15 protein-coding genes are annotated in these 13,291 nt (G+C 67.5%); 6 read left to right on the top strand and 9 right to left on the bottom strand.

All coding sequences use genetic code 11. The features are described from left to right. Window positions 1–29: 29 nt before the first annotated feature. Entirely contained in the window at window positions 30–782 is a 753-nt protein-coding gene (locus ACIBH2_RS24340) for an ATP-binding protein (RefSeq protein WP_397121343.1), read from the top strand. A gap of 86 nt (window positions 783–868) precedes the next feature. On the opposite strand, the gene ACIBH2_RS24335 is transcribed toward ACIBH2_RS24340, so the two are convergent. The 4 genes from ACIBH2_RS24335 to sdhC are packed head-to-tail and all read right to left on the bottom strand — an operon-like array spanning window position 869 to window position 4,255. Continuing rightward, entirely contained in the window at window positions 869–1,642 is a 774-nt protein-coding gene (locus tag ACIBH2_RS24335; protein WP_397121341.1) for a succinate dehydrogenase iron-sulfur subunit, read from the bottom strand. Beyond that, entirely contained in the window at window positions 1,642–3,411 is a 1,770-nt protein-coding gene (gene sdhA / locus ACIBH2_RS24330; RefSeq protein WP_397121339.1) for a succinate dehydrogenase flavoprotein subunit, read from the bottom strand. Before sdhA ends, ACIBH2_RS24335 begins: the two co-directional genes overlap by 1 nt. Window positions 3,412–3,426: 15 nt before the next feature. Next, entirely contained in the window at window positions 3,427–3,858 is a 432-nt protein-coding gene (locus tag ACIBH2_RS24325) for a succinate dehydrogenase hydrophobic membrane anchor subunit (protein ID WP_397121337.1), read from the bottom strand. Between the two features lies 1 nt (window position 3,859). After that, on the bottom strand, window positions 3,860–4,255 hold the full coding sequence (gene sdhC / locus ACIBH2_RS24320) for a succinate dehydrogenase, cytochrome b556 subunit (protein ID WP_397121335.1): 396 nt from the start codon (window positions 4,253–4,255) through the stop codon (window positions 3,860–3,862). Window positions 4,256–4,558: 303 nt separating this feature from the next. Here sdhC and ACIBH2_RS24315 point away from each other — a divergent pair, with 303 nt between their 5' ends. The 5 genes from ACIBH2_RS24315 (at window position 4,559) to ACIBH2_RS24295 (ending at window position 8,631) form a co-directional block, all read left to right on the top strand. Further along, the gene (locus ACIBH2_RS24315) at window positions 4,559–4,960 is read left to right on the top strand and encodes a cytidine deaminase (protein ID WP_397121333.1); all 402 of its coding nucleotides are present in this window, start codon (window positions 4,559–4,561) and stop codon (window positions 4,958–4,960) included. Between the two features lie 130 nt (window positions 4,961–5,090). Then, window positions 5,091–6,377, top strand: coding sequence for a thymidine phosphorylase (locus ACIBH2_RS24310; protein ID WP_397121331.1), 1,287 nt, complete (start codon window positions 5,091–5,093; stop codon window positions 6,375–6,377). Between the two features lie 97 nt (window positions 6,378–6,474). Continuing rightward, window positions 6,475–6,750: an excalibur calcium-binding domain-containing protein gene (locus tag ACIBH2_RS24305; protein WP_397121329.1), complete on the top strand. Its 276-nt coding sequence runs from the start codon at window positions 6,475–6,477 to the stop codon at window positions 6,748–6,750. A 92-nt stretch (window positions 6,751–6,842) separates the two neighbouring features. Continuing rightward, window positions 6,843–7,934 carry an adenosine deaminase gene (locus ACIBH2_RS24300; protein ID WP_397121327.1) on the top strand — a complete coding sequence of 364 codons (1,092 nt, stop codon included), beginning with the start codon at window positions 6,843–6,845 and terminating at the stop codon, window positions 7,932–7,934. Window positions 7,935–7,971: 37 nt separating this feature from the next. Then, the gene (locus ACIBH2_RS24295) at window positions 7,972–8,631 is read left to right on the top strand and encodes a hypothetical protein (protein ID WP_397121325.1); all 660 of its coding nucleotides are present in this window, start codon (window positions 7,972–7,974) and stop codon (window positions 8,629–8,631) included. A gap of 121 nt (window positions 8,632–8,752) precedes the next feature. Here ACIBH2_RS24295 and ACIBH2_RS24290 read toward each other — a convergent pair whose 3' ends face one another. The 5 genes from ACIBH2_RS24290 to ACIBH2_RS24270 form a co-directional block, all read right to left on the bottom strand. Then, window positions 8,753–9,991, bottom strand: coding sequence for a primosomal protein (locus tag ACIBH2_RS24290; RefSeq protein ID WP_397121323.1), 1,239 nt, complete (start codon window positions 9,989–9,991; stop codon window positions 8,753–8,755). A gap of 26 nt (window positions 9,992–10,017) precedes the next feature. Further along, the gene (locus ACIBH2_RS24285; RefSeq protein WP_397121321.1) at window positions 10,018–10,347 is read right to left on the bottom strand and encodes a YbaB/EbfC family nucleoid-associated protein; all 330 of its coding nucleotides are present in this window, start codon (window positions 10,345–10,347) and stop codon (window positions 10,018–10,020) included. Beyond that, the gene (locus ACIBH2_RS24280) at window positions 10,344–10,529 is read right to left on the bottom strand and encodes a hypothetical protein (RefSeq protein WP_397121319.1); all 186 of its coding nucleotides are present in this window, start codon (window positions 10,527–10,529) and stop codon (window positions 10,344–10,346) included. Before ACIBH2_RS24280 ends, ACIBH2_RS24285 begins: the two co-directional genes overlap by 4 nt. Window positions 10,530–11,052: 523 nt before the next feature. Next, window positions 11,053–12,183, bottom strand: coding sequence for a C40 family peptidase (locus ACIBH2_RS24275; protein WP_397121317.1), 1,131 nt, complete (start codon window positions 12,181–12,183; stop codon window positions 11,053–11,055). Window positions 12,184–12,864: 681 nt separating this feature from the next. Continuing rightward, on the bottom strand, window positions 12,865–13,188 hold the full coding sequence (locus ACIBH2_RS24270) for a type VII secretion target (RefSeq protein WP_397121315.1): 324 nt from the start codon (window positions 13,186–13,188) through the stop codon (window positions 12,865–12,867). Between the last annotated feature and the right edge of the window lie 103 nt (window positions 13,189–13,291).

Here is a 13,291-nt window from a genome sequence, read left to right as displayed (position 1 = left end):
GGCTGCGCAGCAACCGTGATGGTTGCTCGGTGGTCCGGCCGTACGGGGAGTTGAACCCCGGCACCTATCGCATGGTCACCGATGATCTGGTGAAGTTCGCGGTGGAGCAGCCGCACGCGGTGATCGTGGTGCTCGACAGTCTGCGGATCGCCTCGTACCCGCTGCTCACCGCGTTCTCCAGCGCCCGGATACGAGTCGAACAGTGGCCGAGGGTGCCGATAATGCTGGTGGTCGGATCCGAAATCCGCCGCGCCGAAATACGCTCCACCACGATCGGGCGTCTGGTACCGATCTTCGGCTCGGTACCGGCAGCCCTGGCGCACACCGCCGCCCCGCCGCCACCGCGCCGAGCCAATACCGACCTCCCCCTCGCCGCCGACTGCGCCCAACGCTCCCGCCGATTCGTCGACGACATCTGCACCCGCTGGAATATCGCCGACCTCCGCTGCGACGCCCGCCTGGTCGCGACCGAACTGGTGGAAAATGCCTTCCTGCACAGCCGCTCCCACACCCGAATCCGCCTCCGCCTGGAACGCCGCGACGACCTCCTCACCGTCGCGGTCGCCGACGACGACCCCCGCGAAGCGGTCCTCCGCGAGCCCACCCACGGCAGCCCCCACCTCTACGGCCTCCACGTGGTAGCCCGCCTCTCCCACGCCTGGGGCTGCGCCCCCCCGCTGGCCAATCGGCAAGATCGTCTGGGCCGCCCTACCAACCACTCAACGGCCGCAACGCTATTGACGTGCGTGCCTTGCACGACGAAGGCCGCCCGCATCGAGTGATGCGGGCGGCCTTCGGGTTTCATGAACCACTATCCACTCGGGGTTTCAGGGGTGGAAACCCCTGAGAGTCCCGAGAGTTGGAATTCTCAGCGGGCGAAGAGCAACGCGCGCTTGACTTCCTGGATGGCCTTGGTGACCTCGATGCCTCGGGGGCAGGCGTCGGTGCAGTTGAAGGTGGTGCGGCAGCGCCAGACGCCTTCGACGTCGTTGAGGATGTCGAGGCGTTCGCGGGCGCCTTCGTCACGACTGTCGAAGATGAAGCGGTGCGCGTTCACGATCGCGGCCGGGCCGAAGTAGCTGCCGTCGCTCCAGTACACGGGGCAGGAGGTGGTGCAGCAGGCGCACAGGATGCACTTGGTGGTGTCGTCGAAGCGGGCGCGGTCGTGCTGGGACTGGATGCGCTCGCGGGTCGGCTCGTTGCCCGAGGTCATCAGGTACGGCTTGACCGCCTTGAAGGCGTCGAAGAACGGCTCCATGTTCACCACGAGGTCCTTCTCCACGGGCAGGCCGCGGATGGGTTCGACGGTGACGGTGATGTCCTTGCCGTTCTTGGGCAGCATGTCCTTCATGAGGATCTTGCAGGCCAGCCGGTTGACGCCGTTGATACGCATGGCATCCGAACCGCAGACGCCGTGCGCGCAGGAGCGGCGGAAGGTGAGCGTGCCATCCAGGTAGGACTTGATGTAGATGAGCACGTTCAGGAACCGGTCGGTCGGCAGCACGGGGACCTTGAACTCGTCCCAGTGATTGCCCAACCCGTCCTCGGGGTTGAACCGCGCGATCTTGACGTTGATCATGACCGACCCCTCCGGCACCGGAGCGGGCTTCTGCGTATCCGCCTTGTCGAGTATGGCAGTCATCAGTACTTACGCTCCATCGGCTCGTAACGGGTCTGCACCACCGGCTTGTAGTCGAGACGAATATCGGAGATCAGCTCCGGGCTCGTCTTGTACGCCATGGTGTGCCGCATGTAGTTGGTGTCGTCGCGATCCGGGTAGTCGTCGCGAGCGTGGCCGCCGCGCGATTCCTTCCGGTTCAAAGCACCCACCACGGTGACCTCGGCCAGCTCCAGCAGGAAGCCCAGCTCGACGGCCTCGAGCAGGTCGCTGTTGTAGCGACGGCCCTTGTCCTGCACGGTGATCCGGGCGTACCGCTCCTTGAGCGCGTGGATATCGGTGAGCGCCTGCTTGAGGGTGTCCTCGGTGCGGAACACGGCGGCGTTCATATCCATCGTGTACTGCAGCTCGGTGCGGATATCGGCCACCCGCTCGTTGCCGTGGTCGGACAGGATCAGCGCCAGCCAGTCCTGCACCATCTGCGCCGGGTTCTCCGGCATCTCCACGAATTCGCTGCGCTGCGCGTGCTCGGCGGCGGCGATGCCCGCGCGACGGCCGAACACGTTGATGTCGAGCAGCGAGTTGGTGCCCAGACGGTTGGAGCCGTGCACCGACACGCACGCGCACTCGCCCGCGGCGTAGAGGCCGGGAACGATATCGGTGTTGTTGCGCAGCACCTCACCGCGGATACGCGTCGGGATGCCACCCATCACGTAGTGACAGGTCGGCATGACCGGCACCGGCTCCTTCACCGGGTCCACACCCAGGTAGGTGCGGGAGAACTCGGTGATGTCGGGCAGCTTCTCCTCGAGCACGTCCTCGCCGAGGTGGGTCACGTCGATGTAGACGTAATCCTTGTTCGGTCCGGCACCGCGGCCCTCGAGCACCTCGAGCACCATCGAGCGGGCGACGATGTCACGCGGCGCGAGGTCCTTGATGGTGGGGGCGTAGCGCTCCATGAACCGCTCGCCGGAAGCATTGCGCAGAATGCCGCCCTCGCCGCGGACCGCCTCGGAGATGAGGATGCCCAAGCCAGCCAGGCCTGTCGGATGGAACTGGTGGAACTCCATGTCCTCCAAGGGGAGTCCCTTGCGGAAGACGATGGCCATACCGTCACCGGTGAGGGTGTGGGCATTGGAGGTGGTCTTGTACATCCGACCCGAACCACCGGTGGCGAAGATGATCGACTTCGCGTGGAAGACGTGCAGCTCGCCGGTGGCCAGCTCGTAGGCCACGACGCCGGTCGCGACGGGGCCGCGCTCGGTATCGGTCATGACCAGGTCGAGCACGTAGAACTCGTTGAAGAACTCCACGTCGTGCTTGACGCAGTTCTGGTACAGCGTCTGCAGGATCATGTGGCCGGTGCGGTCGGCGGCGTAGCACGCGCGGCGCACCGGGGCCTTGCCGTGGTCACGGGTGTGACCGCCGAAGCGCCGCTGGTCGATCTTGCCCTCGGGCGTGCGGTTGAACGGCAGGCCCATCTTCTCCAGGTCGAGCACGGCGTCGATGGCCTCCTTGGCCATGATCTCCGCGGCGTCCTGGTCGACCAGGTAGTCACCACCCTTGACGGTGTCGAAGGTGTGCCACTCCCAGTTGTCCTCTTCCACGTTCGCGAGCGCGGCGCACATGCCGCCCTGCGCCGCGCCGGTGTGGCTGCGGGTCGGGTAGAGCTTGGTCAGCACCGCGGTACGGACCCGGGGACCGGCCTCGATCGCCGCGCGCATACCCGCGCCACCGGCACCGACGATCACGACGTCGTAGCGGTGCTCCTGAATCGGTCGAGAGTCACTCATCGAGGTGGCCTGTTCCTAACTGATGTTGGGGTCGAAGGTGAAGATGACGTAGGTGCCGGTCACGCAGACCAGGATCATCGAGATGACCAGCAGGGTCTTCAGCCAGAAGCGGGTGGAGTCCTTGCGGGCGTAGTCGTCGATGACCGTGCGCAGGCCGTTGCCACCGTGCAGCTGGGCCAGCCACAGCATGGACAGGTCCCAGATCTGCCAGAACGGGCTGGCCCAGCGACCGGCCACGAAGGCGAAGTTCAGCCGCTGCACACCGCCGTCGATCATCAGCATGATGAACATGTGGCCGATGACCAGGAAGACCAGGAGCAGACCGGAGAAGCGCATGAACAGCCACGCGTACTTCTCGAAGTTGTTGCCTCCCGCGCGGCGCGGCGCGCGGGGCGCGTCCAGGCTGGCGGGACGGTCGTAGGACTTGCCGAGAACGGGTGCGGTCATGTCAGTGCTCCGTGAACAGGTAGAAGAACTGGCGGCCGATACCGGCTCCGGCGATGAGGATCCAGAGCGCCAGCACGATCCAGAGCATCTGCTTCTGGAAACGCGGTCCCTGCGACCAGAAATCGACGAGAATGACCCGGATGCCGTTGAACGCGTGGAAGAGCACGCAGACGACCAGCGCCATTTCCATCAGGGCGACGAGAGGGGTCTTGTAGGTCGCGATCGTGCGGTCGTAGGTGTCCGGACTGACCCGCACCAGGGCGGTGTCCAGGACGTGTACGAACAGGAAGAAGAAGATCGTCACACCGGTGATGCGGTGCAGAGCCCAGGACCACATGCCGGGGTCGCCTCGGTACAGGGTCCGCTTCGGCTTGGCCGGAGCTTCTAGTGTGGTCATAGAGTGCGGTGCCTCCAACGTCGTTGATGGACCCGGTCAAGTCCGCCGCGGGAGCCACGTAGGCCGTTCGATAACACCAGCTCACAGCCGGAATCGATATCCCGGTTGCTGTGTTCCGGTCCGCTGCCGGGTACCTGAACCGATCTGTCGTGAACTCTAATCCCACGGGTTTGGCGGAACTAATTCGGCGTGCCGCTCGTTGGCCCCGAATTGCCCGAGTTAGGTTTGCCTTTCCTGAGTTTTTCGGCCTGTCAATGGGGGTGCGCGGCGGTTACTGTCGTGTCAATTGGAGGAAGGTCCGATATGTCGGAAATTGACTGGAATGCGTTGCGCCGCAAGGCATTCGAAGTAATGTCGAAAGCGTATGCACCCTACTCCCGATTCCCCGTCGGGGCGGCGGCTCTCACCTCCGACGGCCGCCTTGTGAGCGGCTGCAATGTGGAAAATATCTCATACGGTCTAGGCCTCTGCGCCGAATGTGTACTGGTCGGTAACTTGATTTCGAGCGGTGGCGGACGTCTCGCGGCGGTGTCGGTCTGCGATTCGCGCGGGGCGATTCTGATGCCGTGCGGGCGGTGTCGGCAGGTGCTGTTCGAGCACGGCGGCGCGGAGTTGATGGTGGACCATCGGGACGGACCGGTCGCCTTGAGCGCGCTGCTGCCCGATGCGTTCGGACCGGATGATCTCGAGGCTGGGCAGCGGTAGCGCACCCCGCCTCCCGGGTTGGCGTGCTGGCCAGCGGTATTCCGCCCTGTATCGGGTGCGGGAACCTGAGCGGGGTGCGCGAAGTCGCGATCTCGGCGCGACCGGGCGCGATCGCCATAGGATCGGCGGTATGCAGAGTGCGGTGGGGGTCATCACAACCAAGCGCGACGGCGGCGAACTCAGCGAGGCCCAGATCGATTGGGTGGTCGACGCATTCACCAGGGGCGAGGTGGCCGACGAGCAGATGTCGGCCCTGGCCATGGCGATTCTGCTGCGCGGGATGACGCGGCGCGAGACCGCGCGGTGGACCGCCGCCATGATCGCCTCCGGACAGCGGATGGACTTCACGGATCTACCGAGGCCGACCGTGGACAAGCACTCCACCGGCGGCGTGGGGGACAAGATCACTCTGCCGCTCGCTCCGCTGGTGGCGGCGTGCGGGGCCGCCGTGCCCCAGCTCTCGGGACGCGGGCTGGGGCACACCGGCGGCACCTTGGACAAGCTCGAGGCGATTCCGGGCTGGCAGGCGGATCTTTCGGTACCGCGCATGCGGGAAATCCTGGCGGACCCCAGGGTCGGCGCGGTGGTGTGCGCGGCGGGGGCCGATCTCGCACCCGCCGACAAGCGGCTCTACGCGCTGCGCGATGTCACCGGCACCGTGGAATCCATACCGCTCATCGCCAGCTCCATCATGAGCAAGAAGATCGCCGAGGGCACCGGGGCGCTGGTGCTGGATGTGAAGGTCGGCCGCGGGGCCTTCATGAAGGAATTCGACGACGCGCGTGAATTGGCCGCGGCCATGGTCGAACTCGGGACCGATGCCGGGGTGCGTACCGTGGCGCTGCTCACCGCGATGGACACGCCGCTGGGCCGCACGGCGGGCAATGCGCTCGAGGTAGCGGAATCCGTCGAGGTGCTCGCGGGCGGCGGCCCGGCCGATATCGTCGAACTCACCGTTGCGTTGGCGCGCGAAATGGTGGCCCAGGCCGGAATCACGGATATCGACCCGGCCGACGCGCTCGCCGACGGCCGCGCCATGGACCACTGGCGGGCCATGATCGCCGCCCAGGGCGGCGACCCGGACGCACCGCTGCCGCGCGCGAAACACACCGAAATCGTCAAGGCCCCCGACACGGGGACGCTCACCCGACTCGACGCGCTCGATATCGGACTCGCCGCCTGGCGGCTCGGCGCGGGCCGGGCCCGCCAGGGCGATCCGGTACAGGCTGGTGCTGGCATCGAAATGCACGCCAAGCCAGGCGATTCCGTGACCGCGGGCCAGCCACTGCTCACCCTGCACACCGACACCCCCGAGACGATTCCCGCGGCCCTCGAAGGTCTACGCGATGCGTTCAGCATCGGCTCGGCAGCCGAATTCACCCCCACCCCACTACTTCTCGACCGCCTCGCCCACTAGCCCCGGACATCTCAGCCGATTTCGCCGCACCACGGCCATGACCACCGAAGTTCAGCCATGGGCGGATCGGAAAGACAGGGTTACGGTGGATGGGGTGATGAATCGAACCGATTTGCGATCGGCGGGTTCGGTGACGACGTATCTGGCGGGCGCGGCGCTGAGTGTGGCGCTGATCGCTTTCGCACCCGCGGCCAGCGCCGAGCCGGGGCCGCCCGGCAAGCCCTCCGGGCCCACCACCTCGAAATCCGAACCGTACCCGTATTACGTCAACTGCCAGCAGGTGCTGCGGGAGGGCGAATACCCGCTGCTCGTCGGCGAACCCGGCTACCGACCGGGACTCGACGACGACGGCAACGGTGTCGCCTGCGACTGATCGGGCAACGTGTGCGCAACAACTCGCCCAATTGCGAGTGACCAGCGTGCGACTGGCCTGACGGGAGGTGTTTCTGCGTCTAACGTGGGTACATGACTGGACCGACGCCCCTCACCCTCGCTTCGATCCGACAAGCGCCGAAGGCCGTGCTGCACGATCATCTCGACGGCGGGTTGCGGCCCGCGACCGTGCTCGAACTGGCGCGTGACTGCGGATACGACCAGCTTCCGGCCACCGATGCCGAATCCCTAGGGCGGTGGTTCCGCGACTCCGCCAACAGCGGCTCACTGGAGCGCTACCTCGAGACCTTCGACCACACCGTCGCCGTCATGCAGACCCCGGAGGGCTTGCGGCGGGTGGCTCGCGAATGCGCGCTCGACCTCGCCGACGACGGTGTCGTCTACGCCGAGGTGCGCTTCGCGCCCGAACAGCACCTCGAGGCGGGCCTCACCCTCGACGAGGTGGTCGAGCACACCCTCGCGGGCTTCCGTGAAGGCGAGGCGCTCGCCACCGAGGCGGGCACCCCGATTCGCGTCACCTGCCTGCTCACCGCCATGCGGCACGCGGCCCGCTCGCGCGAGATCGCCGAACTGTCGGTGCGCTTCCGCGACCGCGGCGTCGGCGGCTTCGATATCGCCGGTGCCGAGGCCGGATACCCGCCCACCCGCCACCTCGACGCCTTCGAATATCTGCGAAGCCAGCACGCGCACTTCACGATTCACGCGGGCGAGGCGTTCGGGCTGCCCTCCATCCACGAGGCGCTGGCCTTCTGCGGCTGCGACCGCCTCGGACACGGGGTGCGCATCACCGACGACATCACCGACTCCGCCGACGGGCCGCGGCTCGGACTCGTCGCGAATTACGTGCGGGACATGCGAATTCCGCTGGAGCTGTGTCCGTCGTCCAATGTGCAGACCGGTGCGGTGCCCTCGTTGGAGAAGCATCCGTTCGATGTGCTGGCGCGGCTGCGCTTCCGGGTCACCGTCAACACCGACAACCGGTTGATGAGCGACACCAGCATGAGTCGCGAAATGCACAAGCTGGCCGAGACTTTCGACTACGGCTGGAGCGATCTGGAGCGGTTCACCATCAATGCCATGAAGTCGGCGTTCATTCCGTTCCCGGATCGGCTGCGGATCATCGACGAGGTCATCAAGCCCGGATACGCGGTGCTGCTCGGCTGATTCGGCGCCGCCGCGCGGTTTCGTTACCGTGGCGACCATGACGACTCTGCGGATTTCCAGCCGGTTCAACGGGCCGCCCGATTCGGGCAATGGCGGATATGTGGCTGGGCTGCTGGCCGAACGGTCCGACCACGACGTGGTGACGGTCGTGCTGCGCAACCCGGCGCCGCTGGAGGTGCCGCTGCTGGTGCGCGACGGCGGACTGTTCCACGACGAGACGCTCATCGCCCAGTCCAGCGCCGGGGAGTTCGAGTACGAGGTGCCGCCGCCGGTCTCGCACGCCGTGGCCGCGGCGGCGCGCAGTGGCTATCAGAGCAGTGAGCTGTTCGGGCGGTGCTTCGGCTGCGGCATCCTGCGCGAGGACGGCCTGCGCATCCAGCCGGGCGTGGTCGGCGAGGGTGTCGTGGCCGCGGCGTGGACTCCGGATGGCACGGTGCCCGTCGGCGCGCCGCTGCTGTGGGCGGCCATGGACTGTCCGGGCGGCTGGTCGGTTCCCGAAATGTTCGAGCGTCCAGCGGTTCTCGGATCGATGACCGCCGCCGTGCACGATCTTCCGGCTCCGGGGGAGGACTGCGTGGTGGTCGGCGTGTTCCACACGCAGAACGGACGCAAGGCGCGTACCTCCACCGCGCTCTACGGTGCCGACGAACGACTGCTCGGCCGCGCCGAACAGATCTGGATCCGCATCGCCTCGTGAGTGTTCGGCGTCTCGGGCGGGTCCGCAGGGCTCACTCGGGCCGCGCGGGGCACCCCCGTGATCGAGAACGGCCCTTCCCGAATATCCGGGAGGGGCCGTTCTCGATGAAACCTGTTGCGGCTCAGTCCTTGTTGACCTCGATGCGGGTTTCGAAGGCCTGCTCCAGTGCCCGCCACTGGTCCGACTCGGCGGCGAACGGCGGGCTCGGGGCCATGCGGTTCGGGTCGGGGTTGAGCAGGTAGGACACGTACCAGCCGAGCGGGGTGGAGGGGGCCAGCGCCGTCTCCACCGCATCGTCGTCGGCGTAATCCGCTGCGTCGGTGAACAATTCGACGGCCAGGTCGAGCTGGTCCACATCCACGGCCTCGGGGCCCTCGGCGAGATCGTCGGCCAGGCCGGGCAGCACGTAGACGTTCTCGTCGGTCACCTCGATCTCGAGCGAACCGTCCACCGCGGCGGTCTGCACCTCGCCGTAGGTGCTCACCTGCGCCAGATCGTGGTCGTGATCGTCGGCCAGGTAGCGGGCCAGGGCGCGCTCGGACGGGAAGACCGTGATGGTGCCCTCGCTGCCCAGGAAGACAGGTTCGTCGTCGAGGTAGCAGCGCAGGGTGAAGTAGGTGCCGTCGGAGGTGACGATCTTGACGGGGTCGATGCCGACCTCGTGCCAGAACGACTCCTCCTCGTCGTCGGCGTCGAGGTCGACCTGCTCGATATCCTCGTCGGTCTCGGCCGCGTCCTCGGCGTCGACGATATTCTCTTCCGCCGCAAGCAGTTCCGCCTCCGCGACCGCCACCGCCTCGGCATCCACCTCGGGGGATTTCACCACCGAGTCGATGGCGTCGAGGACCGCGTCCCAATCCTTGTTGATGGCCGCGCCGATCTGGTCCCAGAGCTCCGCACCCTCCTGGCCGTAGAAGGTGCCGACGCCGCCGGGCAGCGCGCCCAGGACCGGATGCGAGCCGAAGAACTTGATGACCGCGTCGAGCTCGCAGACATCGCCGATATTGCGCACCATGTCGAGGGTTTCCTCGAGTTCGGCGACGGTCTCCGGATCGGGATCACCGGCGGCCAGCTCGGGCACCCCGATCAGGTCGAAGACGTACTGCTCCTCGGGCTCGAGTTCGGCCGCCGAGAGTCCGGCGATGATCTTCCACGCCGGGTGGTCGACCAGGTCGTTCTCGGAGTCGGTGCGAATGAACGCGGCCAGCTCCGCGACGGACTCGAAACCGTACAGGGAGTCCTCGTGACCGAGGAACGCCTCCCACTCGTCGTCACCGTCCCGCCAGCGCGGTGCCCACAGGGTGACGAGGTCGCCATTGGTCAGACCGAGCTCGATCGGGACGATGTCTCCAGAAGCCATGACCGGAAGCCTAGCCAGTGGCGGCGTCAGGCACTATCCGGGTTCCCCGCAACGTTTCCCGGCGCGAAGGACTCGTTCAACCGGGCAACTATTCGGGACCGTTGGGAGCCCGCCTCCTCGGCCGCTCGCGCGCATGCCCAGAGGATGAGTTGGGAGACCTCGGCGGGCTGTCGCGCGGTCACCGATTCCGCCAGCCACAGCCCCGTCAACGCCCCCTCCCCATCCACCTCTGCGGTCACCGACCCGTCCTCGCTGCGAAACCGCCCCCGTATCCGCTTGAGCTCGTACAGCGCCGCCTCCAACGCCTCCAGCTGGTCGGTAACCCCCCTGACCAGCCCATCCATCTCCCCGCTCATACCGGCCTCACCCAACTGGTGGGCCCCGTGTCCTCGTCGTCCAACCGATCGAGCTCCGCCACCGCCGCCTCCCGAGTAGGCAACCCCCACCGCTCCAGCGCCTCCGCGCTCATCCCCGCCTCGGCCAATATCTCCCGCCGCCGAGCCCGCGCCGCGATCGCCGACCGCTTCGTCAACCGCACGATCTCCTCCGCGAGAGCCTGTGCCCCATAACGGTATTCCCCCCTCTCGAACCCGATCTCCACCGGCAACCCCCGATCCGTAGCCCGCACAGTCACCGTCCCCGCCCGATTACTACTACTAGCCACAGTCACCTCCGGCACCTCTCCCACACCGCCTCCTCCCACTCCTCCTCCGTTTCTATCCCCTCACAAGGGCCCCACAAGACCCACTTCCACAACCCCCGCCTCGGGCTGTCGTGCCTTTCGCCGTCGCGCCTCGGGCTGTCGCCCCGGGCTGTCGCGTCTCGCGCTGACGTGCGTTGAGCTCTCGCATTCCGCGCTGTCGCGCCTGGCGGTATTCCGGGCTGTCGCGAACGTTGGCCCGCCTGCCTCTTCCCCGATGCTCGCTCGCCCTGCGCGTCTGGCGTCGCTCCGCGAGGCTGAGGGTCGCCGCCGCGGCTTGGTCTTTGCCATCGCTGCTGCCCCTTTCGCTACCGCCGCTCCGCTGGTGGTCGTGGTCGTCTCCTGCCGGTTTCGTTGTTCGTCATGCGGTTGGGCGGTAGAAGCCGAGGAAGGTCATGCCGTTGTTCTCTGTTCGGATGGGGCCGGTTTGGACGGGGTTGCCCGCTTCTATCAGTTGGCCGTTGCCTATGACCATGGCGACGTGGCCGTCCCAGACCACCAAGTCGCCGGGCATGAGGTCGCCTGCGCTGACTTGTAGGTGGCCGTTGCCCTGGTGTTGCGCGAGGCGGGGGAGGGGTACTCCGGCCTCGCCGTAGGCCCATTGGGTCAGGCCGCTGCAATCGAGTCCTACACCAGGTGTCGTGCCGCCCCATTCGTAGGGTGTGCCCAGTGCGCTGAGCGCGTTGCGGACCGCGTCCGCGGCTTGCTGGTTGGGCGCTTCCACGGTACTGCCGTCGGGCAGTGTGAGCTTCACACCCTGGCCGGTGGAGGTGGCGTGCGTGTCGCTGTCGGAGGTCGTGTCGGACTTCGTCGACGACGTGCCGAGTGAGGCGGGGACGGTGAGGGCGGTGCCTGCGAGTTGGGTGCCCGTATCGAGCACTCGTGTGCCTAGGGAGGGGTCGGTAGCCAGTGGTGTGCCGACAGCGGCCGGAACGACCGCGGCGGCATCGGGTTCCGGGGCTACGGGTGCGGCGGGCAGGGGAGTTGGGGTCGGGGTGATGAGCGCACGCATGGCCGCCGTCTCCTCCTCGAGTTCGACCCGCACGCGACCCACGACCGCGAGCGCCCGACCGAGATGCTCGATGGCGACCGTCACCACCGCGCCAATGCCTGCCGGGCTCAGCGCGGCAGGCCCCAACGCCCCGACCGCCGTCGTGAACGAGCGCAGGATCTCCTCCAGCTCCCGCTGCCCAGCCGCCACCTCTGCCGCCGCTCGCTCGACCACCGCCGCCATCGCCCGCCCCCGATCCGACACTTCCCCCACCGACGTCTGTCCCTGCAGCGCCTTCCCCAACGCCGCATCCCCGCCCTCCCCACGCCACGCCCCATACATCGAATCGATCCCCGACCTCCCAGCCACCTGAACGGCATCGAGCTCATCGGACAACCGCCGCAAAACCCCCGCCACATCCGCCGACCCAGCCTCACCCCCGAGACTCGCCCGCAGCTCCGCCAACGGCCGCGCCAGCGCCTCCACATCAACCACGCTCATCAGTCACCCGCCCGACTCGCCGACCGCGATTTCGGCGCGCAACGCACCTTTCGCAGCAACTCGAGGATGCGTCTCGTCCAATCCCGCACCCTGCGCAGAAACCCGCGGACGCATCTCGTCCCGACCCCGCGCCCTCCGCGGCAACCACGGCCCGAGCTTTTCGCGATGATCGTCTGGCGACGAGCAGCACCCTGTCCCAGCCGTCCGCGTTCTCGACCACGAACGCGGGTCGTCCTCCGCGGCCGAACACTGCCGTGGTGCTCGCGGGCTGTCGTCGGCGAGCGCTTCGACCATGCCCATGCCGCCCACATTGGCGGCCTGAATCTTCGTACGCAGCGCACGCGCTGTGGCAATGTGCGCCGAGAGTGCCTCGCGGCCCCCAGATCTCGGGCGATCGCGACGTGAGCGTGTGGTCGATCGCTCGGCGCTCTCCACCGGTCAGGCACGCATTCGACCCGAAACCACCACGATCAGCCACAGGCGTGCGCGCGTGAGCCCCTGCTCTCATCGCAGCGGGCTTGCGTCGGCCGCACCATGGATGGAATCCGCGCGAGACCTCGTCGCCCAGGCTCACACGGTCGCCCAGGGCCGCATGGTCGCCCAGGCCCGCACGGTCGCCCAGGCCCCCACGGTCACCCAAGGCCGCACGGTCGCCCAGGCCCGTACGGTCGCTTACGTGCGTCATGTCCACATCTCCTCGCCCGCCGCCAGCAACCCGCGGGCGCGCGACCGGTCGGTCGCTACGTAGGCGGCGGCCGAACTGGTTGTCGTGCAGCCGATGCTGGCCAGCACCGTCGAGAGCGCGCCGACGGCGGCGAGGTGTCCCGCGTGGGCGGCGGTGTAGGCGGCGACGAAGTCGGTGCCTATGAGTCCGAGGAGTGGGGCGAGTAGGAGGGGGTCGGCGGCGGCGCCGTGCGTGCCCGCGGTCGCGAGGTCGGCGGACAGGAGGTGGGCGGTGGCGGCGTATGCCGTCATGGCGTCGGGATCGACGGTGAGTCCGTACATCGGAATCCCCCAGCACGTAGTGTGATTCGGCTTCGAGCGTCGCTCCGGACGGCGCTGCCGGGGCGCGATCGCTTGGATATTTGGACGCCGCGATCGCCGGAGC

It is taken from the genome of Nocardia sp. NPDC050406 (genome assembly GCF_044459025.1).
Lineage (GTDB): Bacteria > Actinomycetota > Actinomycetes > Mycobacteriales > Mycobacteriaceae > Nocardia.
This window is presented reverse-complemented; position numbering and strand designations above follow the sequence as displayed.

Excerpts from the sequence above, each read along its gene's own strand:
- ACIBH2_RS24275 (WP_397121317.1), bottom strand. The coding sequence starts at position 12,183 with ATGAGCGTGGTTGATGTGGAGGCGCTGGCGCGGCCGTTGGCGGAGCTG.
- ACIBH2_RS24325 (WP_397121337.1), bottom strand. The coding sequence starts at position 3,858 with ATGACCGCACCCGTTCTCGGCAAGTCCTACGACCGTCCCGCCAGCCTG.
- ACIBH2_RS24300 (WP_397121327.1), top strand. The coding sequence starts at position 6,843 with ATGACTGGACCGACGCCCCTCACCCTCGCTTCGATCCGACAAGCGCCG.
- ACIBH2_RS24315 (WP_397121333.1), top strand. The coding sequence starts at position 4,559 with ATGTCGGAAATTGACTGGAATGCGTTGCGCCGCAAGGCATTCGAAGTA.
- ACIBH2_RS24310 (WP_397121331.1), top strand. The coding sequence starts at position 5,091 with ATGCAGAGTGCGGTGGGGGTCATCACAACCAAGCGCGACGGCGGCGAA.
- sdhA (WP_397121339.1), bottom strand. The coding sequence starts at position 3,411 with ATGAGTGACTCTCGACCGATTCAGGAGCACCGCTACGACGTCGTGATC.
- ACIBH2_RS24305 (WP_397121329.1), top strand. The coding sequence starts at position 6,475 with ATGAATCGAACCGATTTGCGATCGGCGGGTTCGGTGACGACGTATCTG.
- ACIBH2_RS24295 (WP_397121325.1), top strand. The coding sequence starts at position 7,972 with ATGACGACTCTGCGGATTTCCAGCCGGTTCAACGGGCCGCCCGATTCG.
- ACIBH2_RS24290 (WP_397121323.1), bottom strand. The coding sequence starts at position 9,991 with ATGGCTTCTGGAGACATCGTCCCGATCGAGCTCGGTCTGACCAATGGC.
- ACIBH2_RS24270 (WP_397121315.1), bottom strand. The coding sequence starts at position 13,188 with ATGTACGGACTCACCGTCGATCCCGACGCCATGACGGCATACGCCGCC.
- sdhC (WP_397121335.1), bottom strand. The coding sequence starts at position 4,255 with ATGACCACACTAGAAGCTCCGGCCAAGCCGAAGCGGACCCTGTACCGA.
- ACIBH2_RS24335 (WP_397121341.1), bottom strand. The coding sequence starts at position 1,642 with ATGACTGCCATACTCGACAAGGCGGATACGCAGAAGCCCGCTCCGGTG.
- ACIBH2_RS24285 (WP_397121321.1), bottom strand. The coding sequence starts at position 10,347 with ATGAGCGGGGAGATGGATGGGCTGGTCAGGGGGGTTACCGACCAGCTG.